This is a genomic window from Pedobacter nyackensis, assembly GCF_032678475.1.
GTDB lineage: Bacteria > Bacteroidota > Bacteroidia > Sphingobacteriales > Sphingobacteriaceae > Pedobacter > Pedobacter nyackensis_A.
Genome location: NZ_JAVTSF010000007.1, coordinates 187,590 through 201,659, shown reverse-complemented (window position 1 = coordinate 201,659; position 14,070 = coordinate 187,590). Strand labels below are relative to the sequence as shown.

Here is a 14,070-nt window from a genome sequence, read left to right as displayed (position 1 = left end):
AATTAGGTTTATATTGGTTAGTTTATTTATCAGGTATAACAACGGCTAAAATATACTGTTGCTAAGGTTCCGCTGCCAGATAAATCTATCCAGATCGAACTTTGAATAACTCGGACAGGCACCTGATTTCGAGGTTATAAACGCACCCATTGCTACCGCATAATCCAGCATATCTTCTAAAGGTTCGTTACTCAATTTCATCGCCAGAAAAGCTGCCAGAAAAGAATCACCGCTACCTACCGTATCCTGAACAGTGACCGGGTAAGAAGGGTAGTCGTAACGGATAGCTTCAGTGTAATAGGTTGCGCCTTTACTCCCTTTAGTAATAATTACCTCCCGGAAATCGAAACGTTTAAAAAGCAGCTCAATTCGTTCAATTTCATTAGTACAGCTGGCATCAAACCAATCGGTAATCATTTCCAACTCGGCGACATTCAGTTTTACCATATCACATTTCCCCAACAATAGCGTGATGAATTCCTGTGAATAATGCGGAGCTCTGATGTTGACATCAAACACGCGGTATTTCGCATAATCAAGCATTTTTATCAATGATGATCTGGACACGTCATTCCTCGATCCAAGGCTACCAAAAATAAATGCATCAGCATTTCGGATCAATGCTTCGTGTTCCGGATTAAATGCGATGAAGTCCCAGGCCACAGGGTAAATGATGTCGTAAGTCACTTCATCATGCTCCCCGATCTTAGCATGTACTTCGCTGGTATGATGTAGATGATCATGCTGAATGTAATTGCATGATATATCAATTGACTTCAAAAAATCTAATAGTTCAACTCCGGCATGGTCATTCCCCACGCGGCTAATCATGGTACTCTTAATGCCCAGCTTATGTAAGTGATATGCCACATTCATTGGTGCACCTCCCGGCTTTTTTCCTGTGGGTAATATGTCCCAAAGGACTTCTCCAAAACAAACCACAGATTTATCAGAATAATTTTTCATGTCTGCTGTATTTTAATGCATAGTAATATGGTCGCCAATTTGCTCTAATGATTTCCCTTTCGTTTCAGGCATCCAGCGCCATACAAATAACAACTGAAGAACCATCATGCTTCCAAAAAAGCAAAAAGTTATGGCACCTCCAAAGCTTTCAGCAAAGTAAGGGAAACAAAATGCAACAATTGCTGCCATCACCCAATGTGTGGAACTGCCTAATGTTTGTCCTTTTGCCCTAACTGAATTAGGAAATATTTCGGAGATGAAAACCCAGATTACCGCTCCCTGAGAAAATGCGAAAAAAGCGATAAAAAGCATCATATAAGCGGGGATAGCAAAACCACTAAAATTTTCTGAATAAAAAGTATAGGCGACTAAAAATAATGAGGCTATCAAGCCTATTGAGCCAGCCAGCATCAGTATTCTACGACCAATCTTGTCGATAAAATTAATAGCAATCAAGGTGAAAATAAAATTAATCAGTCCAATACCCACCGTTGACAACAGAGATGAATGTGCGCCTAAGCCCGCCATTTCAAAAATCCTGGGTGCGTAATAAATAATAGCATTGATGCCAGATACCTGGTTAAAAAATGCGAAAAGCATAGCCAGCACAACAGGTTTTCTATATTGAGCAGAAAATAAACTTTCCTTCTCCGCTTTGTTTTCCAGGGCAACTGTTCCTGACTTTTTGATAGCGGCCAACTCCTCTTCACAGTTTAGTGGATTAATGATGCGTAGGATTTCCAGCGCTTTTTCCATGGCTCCTTTTTTAAGAATAAGCCATCTTGGACTTTCAGGAACAAAATAGATCAATATCAGAAATACCAATGAAGGAAAGGCTTGCACCCCAAGCATCCAACGCCATGAAGATTCACCTCCCTGACTGATCAGGTAATTAGATAAATAAGAAATTAAAATTCCCAATACCACATTAAACTGGAATAGTCCCACCAGTCGGCCACGTTTATTTGCAGGGGACACTTCAGAAATATAGATAGGTGCCACAACCGACGAAATACCTACGCCAAGCCCCCCTAATAGACGATATACCAAAAACACATGCCAATTATCTGCAAGCGCAGTACCTAGTGAAGATAGCAGATAAGCTACCGCAACAAAATACAGTGTATTTTTTCTACCAAAACGATCCGAAGGCTGTGAACCAATCAATGATCCTATTACCGTTCCTATTAATGCAATTGAAATGGTCAGGCCGTGTTCAAACACAGAAAGGCCCCAGAATTGTTGAATGGATTTTTCAGCCCCAGAAATTACTGCGGTATCAAACCCGAATAAAAAGCCTCCTAAGGCTACGACCATGGACCATGCCAGGACGGAATGTTTGCTCATACGATTGATCTTATATTATGGTTAACGAAACGCAAATTAGGGTAAATGAGCAGTAGCGGGTATTAATATCGTATCAAATGTGTTTAAATTTAAAACAAACAACAAACATCTATAAAACAACACATTAACAAAAAACAAAACAGTATAAAAATGGAGAATCTTCAGTTTTATTACTAGAAACGTTCAGTTTTGATACATGGGTAAATGATATGGGAAGCACTGCAACACGCTCCGTTTTGACTTAGCGTACATTTTTATTTACATTTACTATTCTGACCTACTTCAACACCAGCAAGCCGAGTATAATCTATCAAACTGTGACCAAAAAAAATATTTCCCTTTACAAAGCCATCCTGATTATCTTTCTGCTTGCCTCCTGTTTGTCCGCATGCAAGAAGAAAAGCGTGAAACAAGAATACGTGATTGGGTTTTCGCAATGTATTGGTTCTGATTTATGGCGTAAAAATATGCTGGAAGAGATGAGAATGGAACTTTCTCTTCAACCTGGTGCCAGGCTTATTTATAAAGACGCAGATGGGAACAGTAAAACTCAGATTGAACAGGTTAAACAAATGCTTGAACAGCATATCGACCTGCTCATGATTTCGCCTAATGAAGCCCAGCCGCTTACACCAATAGTTGAAGAAGCCTATAAAAAAGGAATCCCTGTTATTATTATAGACAGAAAAACATCATCTGAGCTCTATACAGCATATGTAGGGGCAGATAATTACCAGATAGGAAAAATGGCCGGCGAATACATTGGCAGCACTTTAAAAGCCCGTGGCCAGGTTATTGAAATCATGGGCTTACCTGGTTCATCTCCAACTATAGAGCGACAAAGGGGATTTGCAGACGGCATCAAAAATTTTAAAGGTATTGAGATTCGTACCCAGGTTTATGGGGACTGGCTAAAAGTAAATGCAGAGGCCGAATTGTTAAAAATTCAGCCACAGCTTAAAATCGCCAGTGTAATTTTTGCACACAATGATGTAATGGCCTCAGGAGCAAGAAAAATTATAAATCAGCTTCAGCTTAATCAAGCTATAAAAATCATTGGAGTGGACGCGTTACCAGGCAAAGGAGCCGGACTGGAAATGATCGGCAATGGTATACTGGACGCAAGTGTATTGTACCCTACTGGCGGTAAAGAAGCAATTAGTTTGGCTTTTAAAATTCTCAGCAAAGCCCCTTTTTCGAAAGAAAATAACCTTGGTTCATTGGTTATTGATCATACAAATGTAGCGCTGATGAAATTACAATGGGATAAAATACGCAACCAGCAAACTGATATTGAGCGCCAGCAATCTCTGTTAAATGAACAAAAAATACTTTTTAAAGACCAGCAAACTATACTTAACATCACGATCATTACCCTTGTTTTAGCAGTAGTTTTAGGTGGGCTAGCTTTTTATGCATTGGTAGAAAACAGGAAGATCAATAAAAACCTTGCAGCCAATAATCAGGAAATTCTTAGTCAACGTAATCAACTGATCGAGATGTCAGAAAAGGCAAAGTTTGCTACAGAAGCTAAGCTGAATTTCTTCACCAATATATCGCATGAGTTTCGTACGCCACTCACACTCATACTTTCGCCGCTGGAAGATTTGTTACAGAACGAAAAGATAAAAACTGCTGCCGGCAGTAATTTGAAGCTGATCCATAAGAATGCTTTCCGTTTACTGAGGTTAATTAATCAGTTAATCGAATACAGAAAAATCGAGCACGGGAAGATGAATATCCATGCTTCTCCCAACAACCTGGTTGAATTTATTAAAGACATTTCAGATAGTTTTCAGCACAATGCAAGGAAAAATAATATCGATTTGAGGTTTAGTACTGTCCAGCCTGAATTAGTCGCATGGTTTGATCCCAATAAGCTCGATAAAGTAATTTTTAATCTGCTTTCCAATGCCCTAAAATTTACGGGGGTAAACGGAATGATCCGGGTTAGCATTAAAAATGGGGATGGATGGATTCATATTGAAGTAGAAGACAATGGCCCTGGAATGAGCGATGATGAAATTTCGCGGATATTTGAACATTTTTATCAGGTGGAAAACGGTTCAGCTAAAGGTTCAGGACTTGGTCTGTCTTTATCTAAGGAACTCATGCTACTACACCATGGCGATATTACTGTAGAAAGTATAAAAGGAAAAGGAACTAAATTTACCGTAAATCTGTTGCCTGGTGATGGGCACTTTAGTGAAGAAGAAAAGAACCAAATTTTAAGGGATAAAGACGAGCTGTATGAGCAGGCAAAAATATATACCACTGATTTAGATGAACCGCAGGAAACAAACGGTTCGGATTTAGTCAGTCCGCTGAGAGAACAATCCGTCCTGATTGTTGAGGACAACACAGATCTTCGTAACTATTTAAAACGTAAACTAAGCACGCAATACGAAATTTTCACAGCCAATTCCGCAGAAGAGGGAATCAACGCAGCCTATCAGGAAGTTCCTGATTTAATCATTTCTGATGTGGTACTCCCTGGCATGTCAGGGAGGGAGTTAACAGAAAAGCTAAAATCGGATTTCCGAACCTCTCATATTCCAATTATTCTACTTACCGCTCAGGGAAGTATCGAACAACAGATTCACGGTATTGAAAGCATGGCAGACGCTTATCTTACAAAGCCATTTAATTACGATTATTTATTAGCTAATACCAAAAACCTACTTAAGGGCCGTGAATTACTTCGGGCACATTATATTAGCGACATTGGTTCTTCCGGAAAGCCTCAGGTATCGAAAAGCCTGGACAGGAAGTTTCTCAATGACTTCGCTGGTATTGTCGAAGAAAATCTAGGTAACGAAGACTTCACTGTAGATGAGATCAGCAAAACAATTGGTATTTCGAGGGTACAACTTTACCGTAAAGTGAAGGCCCTACTGGATTGTAGCATCACCGATTACATTTTAAACCGCAGACTAAAGAAAGCCAGCTATCTGCTCATAAATGAAAATTGTACAATTGCAGAAATTACTTATCGCGTAGGCTTTGCATCACCGAATTACTTTTCAACGGTATTTAAAGCGAAATATGGTGTTACGCCCAGCGAATACAAAAAGCAGGCTTAGTTAAAAGCCTGCCTGTTTAACTCATCTTGCTTTTAGCTTCTATACACCACAGCAACTCATTTAAAAATACATGAGCACGCTTATCCATCCCAGCTCTATCTGATGGCTCTCCGTGTTCATCAAATGCTTCCTGTACTTTTGGCACCGGAAACATTGCAGGCACTGTCCAGGCCCCTATTTTCCACAAAGAGAATTGCAGAGAGGTAATGACTTGCGTTCCGCCAAAAGGCCCACCCGAATTGGTGCAAATGGCTACAGGTTTCCTTCGCCACTCATCATAAAGTAAGTCGACTATGTTCTTTAAACTGGCTGGGTAACCACCGTTGTACTCCGGGGTCACAATAATTATCCCGTCTGCCTCTTTTACTTTTGTTGCAAATTCAAGCATCTTTTCTGTCGGATGGTCAAACAGACGTAAACGCTCTTCAAAAAGAGGAAAATTATATGCTTTCAAATCCAAAATTTCGACAGTAGCCAGATTAACTGATTCAATAAACGCTTTAAAATATAAGGCTGTCCTATGACTATTTCTTCCTTTCCTTACACTGGCAGATATGATAGCGATGTGTTTCATACATTTTTAAAGTTATTTACCTAAATATAAGTCTAATATCTGCTATTTCTAAATTTAGTAGCGTTTATTCATTTTTTTCCTTACCTTCGCAGCGCTTGGTTAAGCAGGTGTTTAAGCTTCAAATCATTGGACATCTGCTGCTTAATTTCAATAATTACATATTGAACCCAAGTGCACCCAGGAAGACTTTTAGTGTTTCTGGGTGTTTTTTTTAACACAACTCTGTCCCAATAATTTACATACAGAATTCTATATTTGTAATACCATGAACGAGCTAGGTATTTACTATAAACTTATAAGATAACTGTATATGAAACACGGACTTTTGATCGACATGGATGGTGTCATCTATAGCGGCGAAAATTTAATAGAAGGAGCAGATAAATTTATTGCCAGCTTACTAAAAAACGACATTCCCTTTACCTTCATGACCAATAACAGTCAACGTACCAGGCTCGATTCTGTACGAAAGCTGAAACACCTGGGAATAGAAGTTACAGAAAACCATATTTATACCAGTGCAATGGCTACCGGAAAATTTCTAGGCGACCAAGGTACACAAGGAACAGCTTATGTACTTGGTGAAGGCGGCCTTTTAACCAGTTTACACGAAAATGGCATCAACCTGGTGAATACCGATCCGGAATTTGTGGTATTGGGAGAAGGCAGGAACTTCACCCTGGAAATGGTGCAACGTGCGGTAGACATGATCCTTGCCGGTGCTAAATTCATTACAACGAACCGTGACCCTTCACCTAAAAAACCAGGATGGAACAATCTGGGCATTGCAGCAACAACCGCAATGATTGAAGAAGCTACGGGGCGTAAAGCTTTTGTAATTGGCAAACCCAGTCCGGTAATGATGCGCTCCGCCCGTAAATACCTGGGCTTGGAAACAGCTGAAACTACAGTAATAGGCGACACCATGGAAACCGATATACAAGGTGGCGTACAAATGGGTTATAAAACGGTATTGGTGCTTTCGGGAATTGCTAAAAAGGAGGACCTTACAAATTATGCTTTTAAACCCGATCTCATTGTAAGTTCAGTTGATCAGATTGAATTTCCTATGAAGTGGTGGTAAATACTATAAAAAACCCTCACAGGGTGTGCTAGTCATTTCAAAAAATTATTAAATACTATGAGACGATTAGTATTTAATAATTTTTACCCAAAATGGCTTACCCCACCTGACACCACTAATTTCATGGCGTCGGCAGCACTCATATTTAAAGGCTTTATCTTGTCGTGTTTCACTACATATACCTGTCCGGCAAACGAATAGGAAAAAGGAAAGTACACAATAGATTCACCGGGCAGATTAATAGACTTCAAATCATGCTGTGTAAGAAACCCGATACGTTTCAGGTCCCCTTCTACTTCTACCAATACAGGGTTGTTAAATTTCTTTTCATCACCAACAAAAGCTTCGGTAAGATCTTTTATAGAAGAATAGATAAACTTCAAAAGCGGGATTTTATCCAGTAACCGCTGGAACCAGTTATACATCGGCTCAGTAACAAAGTAAGTTACAAAAATACCTGCAAGCAGTATAAGCGAAACCACCAATGCGAGTCCGAGACCAGGAATATTCCTGCTAGCTCCGGTATTAGGATCAACCCCAAGGATATTGTTTACGTTCAACCAGCTATCTACTGTAGTAACCGCCCAGATGACAATAAAAATGCTCAATGCAATAGGGAGTACAATTAATAATCCTTTGATCAAATAATTTAGTAGCGCCCTGCCAATTCTATTCATAATGCAAACTTAGATATTTTTGTAATGGATTTATTCATAAAAATAAACCCGCTTTACACGTTGAGAAACGTTGGTTAATATTTCGTAAGGAATTGTTCCAATCTGCTCCGCTAATGTTGCGATGGTGAGTTCACTGTTGAATACAACAACCTCATCTCCGGTTTTTACATCCAAACCGGTCACATCCAACATACACATATCCATGCAAATTACACCAACTGTAGGCACCATCTTCCCTTTGATCAGCATCCTTCCTACCCCATTACCAAAAGCACGGCTATAACCATCAGCATAACCTATCTTTACAGTAGCAATAGTTCCACCTTCAGGCAATAAACCTCTTCGGCCATAACCTACAGTTTCATTAGGTTTAATGTCCTTAACCTGGGTAATGGTCGTTTTTAAAACGGCTACTGTTTGCAATCCTTTATTCGCTTTTAATCCCGCATCAAACCCATACAATCCAATGCCGATTCTAACCATATCGAGCTGTGCATCAGGATGACGTGAAATTGCGGAAGTATTAGAAATATGTCTTATAAACTTATAATTCAACCCTTTACTAATGATATCTGCCATATCTGTAAACCGGTGAACCTGATATTTTGTAAACTCATCATGCGCTCCTTCCTCACTACCAACCAGATGAGAAAACACAGAAGCAACTTTTACTTTATCGGTCTCGGCTAATGTATTTAAAAGTTCTGTTAAGTCGGGCTCTTCAAATCCCAACCGATGCATACCTGTATCTATTTTTAAATGCACAGGATAATTCACTTCTTGTATGAAGCTGATAAAGCTCCTCAAAATTTCTAAATTATAGATTTCAGGTTCCAGTTTGAAACGCACAATTGCATCAAAAGCTGAAGGCTCCGGACTCATAACCATAATTGGCATTTTTATACCGGCTTTCCTCAAGGCAATACCTTCATCTGTATAAGCTACAGCCAGGTAATCTACTTTATGGTATTGCAATAAATTAGCGATTTCAAAACTACCACTACCATAGGAGAAGGCTTTAACCATAGCCATTATTTTAACACCAGGCTGTAGCTTGGCACGATAAAACTGTAAATTACCAGCTAAAGCATTGAGGTCCACCTCCATCACGGTATCGTGTACTTTTTGAGCAATCAGCTTACTGATCCGCTCAAACTCAAACTTCCTTGCTCCCTTTACCAGAATAGTTTCATTACTAAAATGTAATGCGGGAAAACTTTCGACAAAGGCTTGTGTACTATCGAAAAAGGTAGTTTCAAGATTAAATAACGATGCGGAAGCAGTAATGTTCGGTCCAACACCTATCAATCTATTTACTTCTTTTTGCTTTAAAAGTGCAGCTATTTCCAGGTAAAGCACTTCATTACTTTTTCCCGTTTCAAAGATATCAGATAAAATGAGTGTTCTTTTAGGGTGTTGATTCTGAAGGTTCAAAAAATCTAGTGCAATAGCCAATGAAGAAATGTCTGCACTATAAGAATCATCAATGATAGAACACTGATTGATACCATTTTTCAACTCCAGGCGCATACTTACCCGGGTTAGCTTTTCCAAACGTTCATCTGCCTGTTCAGGTGTATAACCCAACGCCAGCAACGTTGCCCAACAAATAATGCCGTTCTCTACAGAAGCCTTATCACTAAAAGGAATCAGGCATTCAATTTCGGCACCTTTAAATTTAGCCCTGATATAATTTCTTCCATCAATAGGTTCTATAAACAAGATTTGAAGATCTGCCTGTTCTTTAAGGCTCCAGGAGAACTTCACTTGTCCCGGCAAATCATTTTTTGGCATCCCTAATGTATATTCAGGAGCATAAATGAACAGTTCAGCATCTTTAAAAAGCTTTAACTTTTCATCCAGTTTTTCCTTTTGAGAGGAAAAACCTTCTGCATGAGCTTCTCCTAAATTAGTGAGTATCCCTATGGAGGGTTGTATCATATCACCCAGAGATTCCATTTCTTCACCTTTTGATATCCCTGCTTCAAAAATGCCAAGTGTATGATCTGCATCTATTTCCCAAACAGAAAGTGGCACCCCTATCTGAGAGTTGAAGCTTTTTGGACTTCGTATAATATTAAATTCAGAAGCCAGCAACTGGTACAACCATTCTTTAACAATGGTTTTACCATTACTTCCAGTTATTCCAATCACCTTTAAATGATGCTGTTCACGATTATATTTTGCAAGTAACTGTAAGGACAACAATACATCACTTACCAATAGCACATTTGCATCCGGATATTGATCCAGATATGATGCATCACTAATTACAAAATTACGCAAACCATTATGATACGCATCAGCCAGGTATCCATGACCATCTCTTTTCCCACTTAATGCAAAAAACAAAGACCCATCCGGGTCTATTACCGTTCTGCTATCAATTACCAGTTTTCTGATCACTGAATCATTTTCTTTTTTAAAAGATATAGGATTTAGTATTTCTGCGATATCACTGATGGTATAATAGGTATTGTTCATCCGGCAAAATTAAGCTTATGTGGTGTATAATTGAACATCAGATTTCATTTTATCTGGGGCATCTTCCAACAAATTATACAATTGCCTTTGCAGGATCCTGTTGCAAAATGGATTCCAGTAAAGCACTTGACTCGTGTTCGGGACTAATGAGATCCTGCAAAGTAACTTTATCCAATAACTGATCAACAGTAAACTGGATCATTTGCCATAAAGAACGTATTGAACAGTCAATAGAATTTGTGCAAAGTTTCAATGCACCAGGATAATCTTCGCAGAATTTTTTACTAAAAAGTGCACCACCAAGCACTTTCATCACTTGATTAATATTAACCTGATCTGCAGGTTGAGCTAATACATAGCCCCCTTTATATCCCGGTGTACTATTGATATAGCCGGCAATGCGTAAAACACGGGTAAGTTTAGCCACATAAGCTGTAGATAAGCCCTCCGATTCACTTATTGCCGGTATACTAATTCCTTCCTTCTGATCATGCCTGGCAATACGCAGTAAAATCCTTAACCCGTATTCTTCTTGTGCGGTAATCTTCATCTCTTTAAATCATTATTTACATCATCCCCAGTTCCAGTCGCGCCGTTTCGGACATCATATCCCTATTCCAAGGCGGATCCCAGGTAACAATAACAGAAACTTCATTTACGCCCTCAATCTCTTTTACCTTCTGCTCTACTTCCTGTGGAATGATCTGCGCAGCCGGGCACCCCGGAGCAGTAAGTGTCATTACTATCTGTACATTATTTAAAGGCGGTAAGATTTCCGTTTCATAAATCAATCCCAGTTCATATATGCTAACCGGTATTTCAGGATCATATATGGTTTGCAAACAATCAATAACCTTCTGTTTTAATTCTTCTTTATCCATGACCTGTTAGTTTTTTGTTTCCTGCATCATTTTATAAGCAAGCGCATAATTTTTCATTTGTTTGATCATGGCCAGCAAACCGTTAGATCTGGTTTGGGCCAAATGAGTCATCATCCCTATTTCAGCAATAAAATTCATTTGAGCAGCTAAAATCTCCTCTGGTGTATGTCCCGAAAGCACTTTAATCAACATACTGATTAATCCTTTTACAATCACGGCATCACTATCAGCTTTAAAGATCACCTTTCCATCTATGTACGAAGCTGTGAGCCAAACAGTAGACTGACATCCTTTAATTTTATTCTCCTCAGTTTTATATTCATCATCAAGTACATCCAGCTTTTTTCCCAAATCAATGATGTACTCGTATTTATCTTCCCAACTGTCAAACAGCGCAAAATCTTCGATAATCTCTTCTTCTATTTCTTTTATTGCCTTCAATTCCATTATGCTAACATTTTTATCGTTTTGTGTAAGCCTGCAATCAGTACATCAATTTCTTCCTTTTGATTGTACAATGCAAAAGAAGCCCTCACGGTTCCCGGAATACCAAAACGCTTCATCAATGGCTGCGTACAGTGGTGCCCGGTCCTTACAGCTATGCCCATATTATCTAGTAACACACCTATATCCTGAGGATGAACGTTATCAATAACAAAAGAAACCAGGCCCACCTTATTTTTAGCCTGACCTATAATCGTTAAACCTGGGATGGCCTGCAATTGCACTGTAGCATAAGCCAACAATTCATCTTCGTGTTTCCTGATCTGATTTTTCCCAATTTTAGCGATAAAATCCAGTGCTGTTTTTAAAGCGATCGTATCGGCAATATTAGGCGTTCCCGCTTCATACTTATAAGGCAAATCGTTATAGGTAGTCTTTTCAAAAGTCACCTCTTTGATCATCTCCCCTCCGCCCTGAAACACAGGCATCGTATCTAACAACATTTTCTTTCCATACAATGCACCAATACCTGTTGGCCCGTATACCTTATGCCCGGAAAAAGCAAAAAAATCACAATCTAAATCCTGCACATTTATATCCAGATGAACAGCAGATTGTGCACCGTCGACAAGTACCTTAGCACCTACCTGATGTGCGGCTGCAATAATTTCCTTTACAGGGTTTACAGTCCCCAGGGAATTTGACACCTGAACAATAGCCACCAATTTTACTTTATTACTTAGCAATTGTTTAAAGGCATCCATATCCAGCTCACCATTATCCAATACAGGAATCACCTTTAAAATAGCATTTTTCTCTTCACAGATGATTTGCCAGGGCACAATATTAGAATGATGTTCCATACCAGATATGATGATTTCATCACCAGCACCAACATTTTCTCTACCCCAGGTATGGGCAACCAGATTAATTGCTTCAGTAGTTCCCCGGGTGAAAATAATTTCTTCTGCTGAAGCAGCACCTATAAAGTCCTGCACAGCAGACCGCGTTGCCTCGTAGGCCATGGTAGCCTCTTCTGCGAGTGTATGTATCCCTCTGTGAATATTCGCATTATAATGCGAATAATAATGGGTCAACGCATCTATTACACACTGTGGTTTTTGGGATGTAGCAGCGTTATCAAAGTAAACCAACGGTTTGTCTTTCACTGTTCTTCCCAAAATAGGAAACTGCTGTCTTAACTCTGCTACTCTCATTTTAAACTATTGATAAGTGTTCGTAAACCAATTTTTCTACATAAGCCCTTATAGCCAAAGGTTTAATCTGTGCCAGGATATCAGCGGCATAAGCTTGTAATAACAATACTTCCGCCTGTTCTTTCGGAATCCCTCTTGCTCTTAAATAAAACAAAGCCTCATCATCCAGCTGTCCAACCGTACATCCGTGCGAGCATTTTACATCATCAGCAAATATTTCCAGTTGAGGTTTGGTATTTATAGTTGCATTATCAGAAAGAAGGATATTTTTATTGGACTGAAAAGAATTCGTTTTTTGCGCATCCGGCTGAACCATAATTCTACCATTAAAGACAGCTGTTGACGAATCATCGGCAATCCCCTTATACAATTGATTACTAAAACAATTTGGCATTCTATTGTCGATAAGTGTATGGTTATCAGCATGGGTTTTTCCTTTCAAAAGGTACAACCCATACAAATGCGCTTCGTTACCTGGAGCATCCAATATCACATTCAGGTTGTTGCGAACAATACAGCCTTTTAAAGTAATGGTTACCGCATGCACGTAACTTTGTCCAATCTGGGTAATGTGCGTAGTGTTAACCTGGCTGGCGGCTGTTACATCATTTTGTATTTTATAATACTCCACAAATGCATTTTGTGCTACCACCATTTCCAACACTTCATTACAAAAACTATCAGCGCTTCCCAGGGTAGCATACGTCTCTGTCATTTGCAGCTTACTATTTTCAGCTACATATATTAAACTGCGTGGCTGAGCCAATACAGCCCCTTGATTTGCATCTGAAATATGATAAATATACAAAGGATGTTGTGGCACCTTGCCTTTATGTACATGGACAAATACCCCTTCTTCAATAAAAGCACCGTTTAGCGCATGGATACCATCTTTAATGTACTCAGCACTTTTATTGAGCTGTCGAATTATTAAATCCTTGTATTCGCTATCCAAAGCCTCCTTTAAAGGCAACACCGTTAATTCATCACTATCAGAAAGGATACTGGATAATTCGGCATCAAAAAGACCATTTACAAAAACCAATTCATTGGCTTTATGATGTCCGGGCATGCGTAAAGCATCAATATCTGCTACAGTTAACGTATGGGTAGCGGGTTGATAAGCAGGTTCAAACAGACTGCTCACTCCCGTATATTTCCACTCTTCGGTCTTATAAGTAGGCAGACCTGTTTTATTAAAAGTATCGAAACTTTCTTGACGAATTACAGCAATACTTCCTTCCGGATCTTCCTGCTGTAATTGGTCAAATTGAGTTCTAAAATAAGTTAAATCAATCATTTCACATGGTTTT

General features: G+C 39.2%; 12 protein-coding genes. 2 read left to right on the top strand and 10 right to left on the bottom strand.

What is annotated here, in order from left to right; translation table 11 throughout:
• Positions 1-45: 45 nt before the first annotated feature.
• Complete coding sequence (locus tag R2Q84_RS20750) at positions 46-966, bottom strand: carbohydrate kinase (protein WP_316818515.1); 921 nt, start codon at positions 964-966, stop codon at positions 46-48.
• Between the two features lie 12 nt (positions 967-978).
• Positions 979-2,313, bottom strand: coding sequence for a sugar porter family MFS transporter (locus R2Q84_RS20745; RefSeq protein WP_316818514.1), 1,335 nt, complete (start codon positions 2,311-2,313; stop codon positions 979-981).
• 404 nt (positions 2,314-2,717) lie between these two features.
• Here R2Q84_RS20745 and R2Q84_RS20740 point away from each other — a divergent pair, with 404 nt between their 5' ends.
• On the top strand, positions 2,718-5,396 hold the full coding sequence (locus tag R2Q84_RS20740) for a substrate-binding domain-containing protein (protein WP_316818513.1): 2,679 nt from the start codon (positions 2,718-2,720) through the stop codon (positions 5,394-5,396).
• 16 nt (positions 5,397-5,412) lie between these two features.
• Here R2Q84_RS20740 and R2Q84_RS20735 read toward each other — a convergent pair whose 3' ends face one another.
• Positions 5,413-5,970, bottom strand: a complete 558-nt coding sequence (locus R2Q84_RS20735) for an NAD(P)H-dependent oxidoreductase (RefSeq protein ID WP_316818512.1) — start codon at positions 5,968-5,970, stop codon at positions 5,413-5,415.
• Between the two features lie 310 nt (positions 5,971-6,280).
• Between R2Q84_RS20735 and R2Q84_RS20730 the strand changes: the two genes are divergently transcribed.
• Positions 6,281-7,054, top strand: coding sequence for an HAD-IIA family hydrolase (locus R2Q84_RS20730; RefSeq protein WP_316818511.1), 774 nt, complete (start codon positions 6,281-6,283; stop codon positions 7,052-7,054).
• 83 nt (positions 7,055-7,137) lie between these two features.
• On the opposite strand, the gene R2Q84_RS20725 is transcribed toward R2Q84_RS20730, so the two are convergent.
• From R2Q84_RS20725 to sufD, 7 genes are all read right to left on the bottom strand, one after another.
• Positions 7,138-7,731: a DUF502 domain-containing protein gene (locus tag R2Q84_RS20725; RefSeq protein ID WP_316818510.1), complete on the bottom strand. Its 594-nt coding sequence runs from the start codon at positions 7,729-7,731 to the stop codon at positions 7,138-7,140.
• A 30-nt stretch (positions 7,732-7,761) separates the two neighbouring features.
• A complete protein-coding gene (locus tag R2Q84_RS20720; RefSeq protein ID WP_316818509.1) occupies positions 7,762-10,215 on the bottom strand; it encodes a bifunctional UDP-N-acetylmuramoyl-tripeptide:D-alanyl-D-alanine ligase/alanine racemase in 2,454 nt (817 codons plus the stop codon).
• 73 nt (positions 10,216-10,288) lie between these two features.
• Positions 10,289-10,765, bottom strand: a complete 477-nt coding sequence (locus R2Q84_RS20715; protein WP_316818508.1) for an Rrf2 family transcriptional regulator — start codon at positions 10,763-10,765, stop codon at positions 10,289-10,291.
• Positions 10,766-10,781: 16 nt separating this feature from the next.
• Positions 10,782-11,096: an iron-sulfur cluster assembly protein gene (locus tag R2Q84_RS20710; protein WP_316818507.1), complete on the bottom strand. Its 315-nt coding sequence runs from the start codon at positions 11,094-11,096 to the stop codon at positions 10,782-10,784.
• 6 nt (positions 11,097-11,102) lie between these two features.
• Entirely contained in the window at positions 11,103-11,543 is a 441-nt protein-coding gene (locus tag R2Q84_RS20705) for a SufE family protein (protein WP_316818506.1), read from the bottom strand.
• Complete coding sequence (locus tag R2Q84_RS20700) at positions 11,543-12,757, bottom strand: cysteine desulfurase (RefSeq protein ID WP_316818505.1); 1,215 nt, start codon at positions 12,755-12,757, stop codon at positions 11,543-11,545. Before R2Q84_RS20700 ends, R2Q84_RS20705 begins: the two co-directional genes overlap by 1 nt.
• Before the next feature lies 1 nt (position 12,758).
• A complete protein-coding gene (gene sufD / locus R2Q84_RS20695) occupies positions 12,759-14,057 on the bottom strand; it encodes a Fe-S cluster assembly protein SufD (RefSeq protein ID WP_316818504.1) in 1,299 nt (432 codons plus the stop codon).
• Positions 14,058-14,070 lie beyond the last annotated feature (13 nt).

Excerpts from the sequence above, each read along its gene's own strand:
- R2Q84_RS20720 (WP_316818509.1), bottom strand. The coding sequence starts at position 10,215 with ATGAACAATACCTATTATACCATCAGTGATATCGCAGAAATACTAAAT.
- R2Q84_RS20700 (WP_316818505.1), bottom strand. The coding sequence starts at position 12,757 with ATGAGAGTAGCAGAGTTAAGACAGCAGTTTCCTATTTTGGGAAGAACA.
- R2Q84_RS20730 (WP_316818511.1), top strand. The coding sequence starts at position 6,281 with ATGAAACACGGACTTTTGATCGACATGGATGGTGTCATCTATAGCGGC.
- R2Q84_RS20735 (WP_316818512.1), bottom strand. The coding sequence starts at position 5,970 with ATGAAACACATCGCTATCATATCTGCCAGTGTAAGGAAAGGAAGAAAT.
- R2Q84_RS20715 (WP_316818508.1), bottom strand. The coding sequence starts at position 10,765 with ATGAAGATTACCGCACAAGAAGAATACGGGTTAAGGATTTTACTGCGT.
- R2Q84_RS20745 (WP_316818514.1), bottom strand. The coding sequence starts at position 2,313 with ATGAGCAAACATTCCGTCCTGGCATGGTCCATGGTCGTAGCCTTAGGA.
- R2Q84_RS20725 (WP_316818510.1), bottom strand. The coding sequence starts at position 7,731 with ATGAATAGAATTGGCAGGGCGCTACTAAATTATTTGATCAAAGGATTA.
- R2Q84_RS20710 (WP_316818507.1), bottom strand. The coding sequence starts at position 11,096 with ATGGATAAAGAAGAATTAAAACAGAAGGTTATTGATTGTTTGCAAACC.
- R2Q84_RS20750 (WP_316818515.1), bottom strand. The coding sequence starts at position 966 with ATGAAAAATTATTCTGATAAATCTGTGGTTTGTTTTGGAGAAGTCCTT.
- R2Q84_RS20705 (WP_316818506.1), bottom strand. The coding sequence starts at position 11,543 with ATGGAATTGAAGGCAATAAAAGAAATAGAAGAAGAGATTATCGAAGAT.
- sufD (WP_316818504.1), bottom strand. The coding sequence starts at position 14,057 with ATGATTGATTTAACTTATTTTAGAACTCAATTTGACCAATTACAGCAG.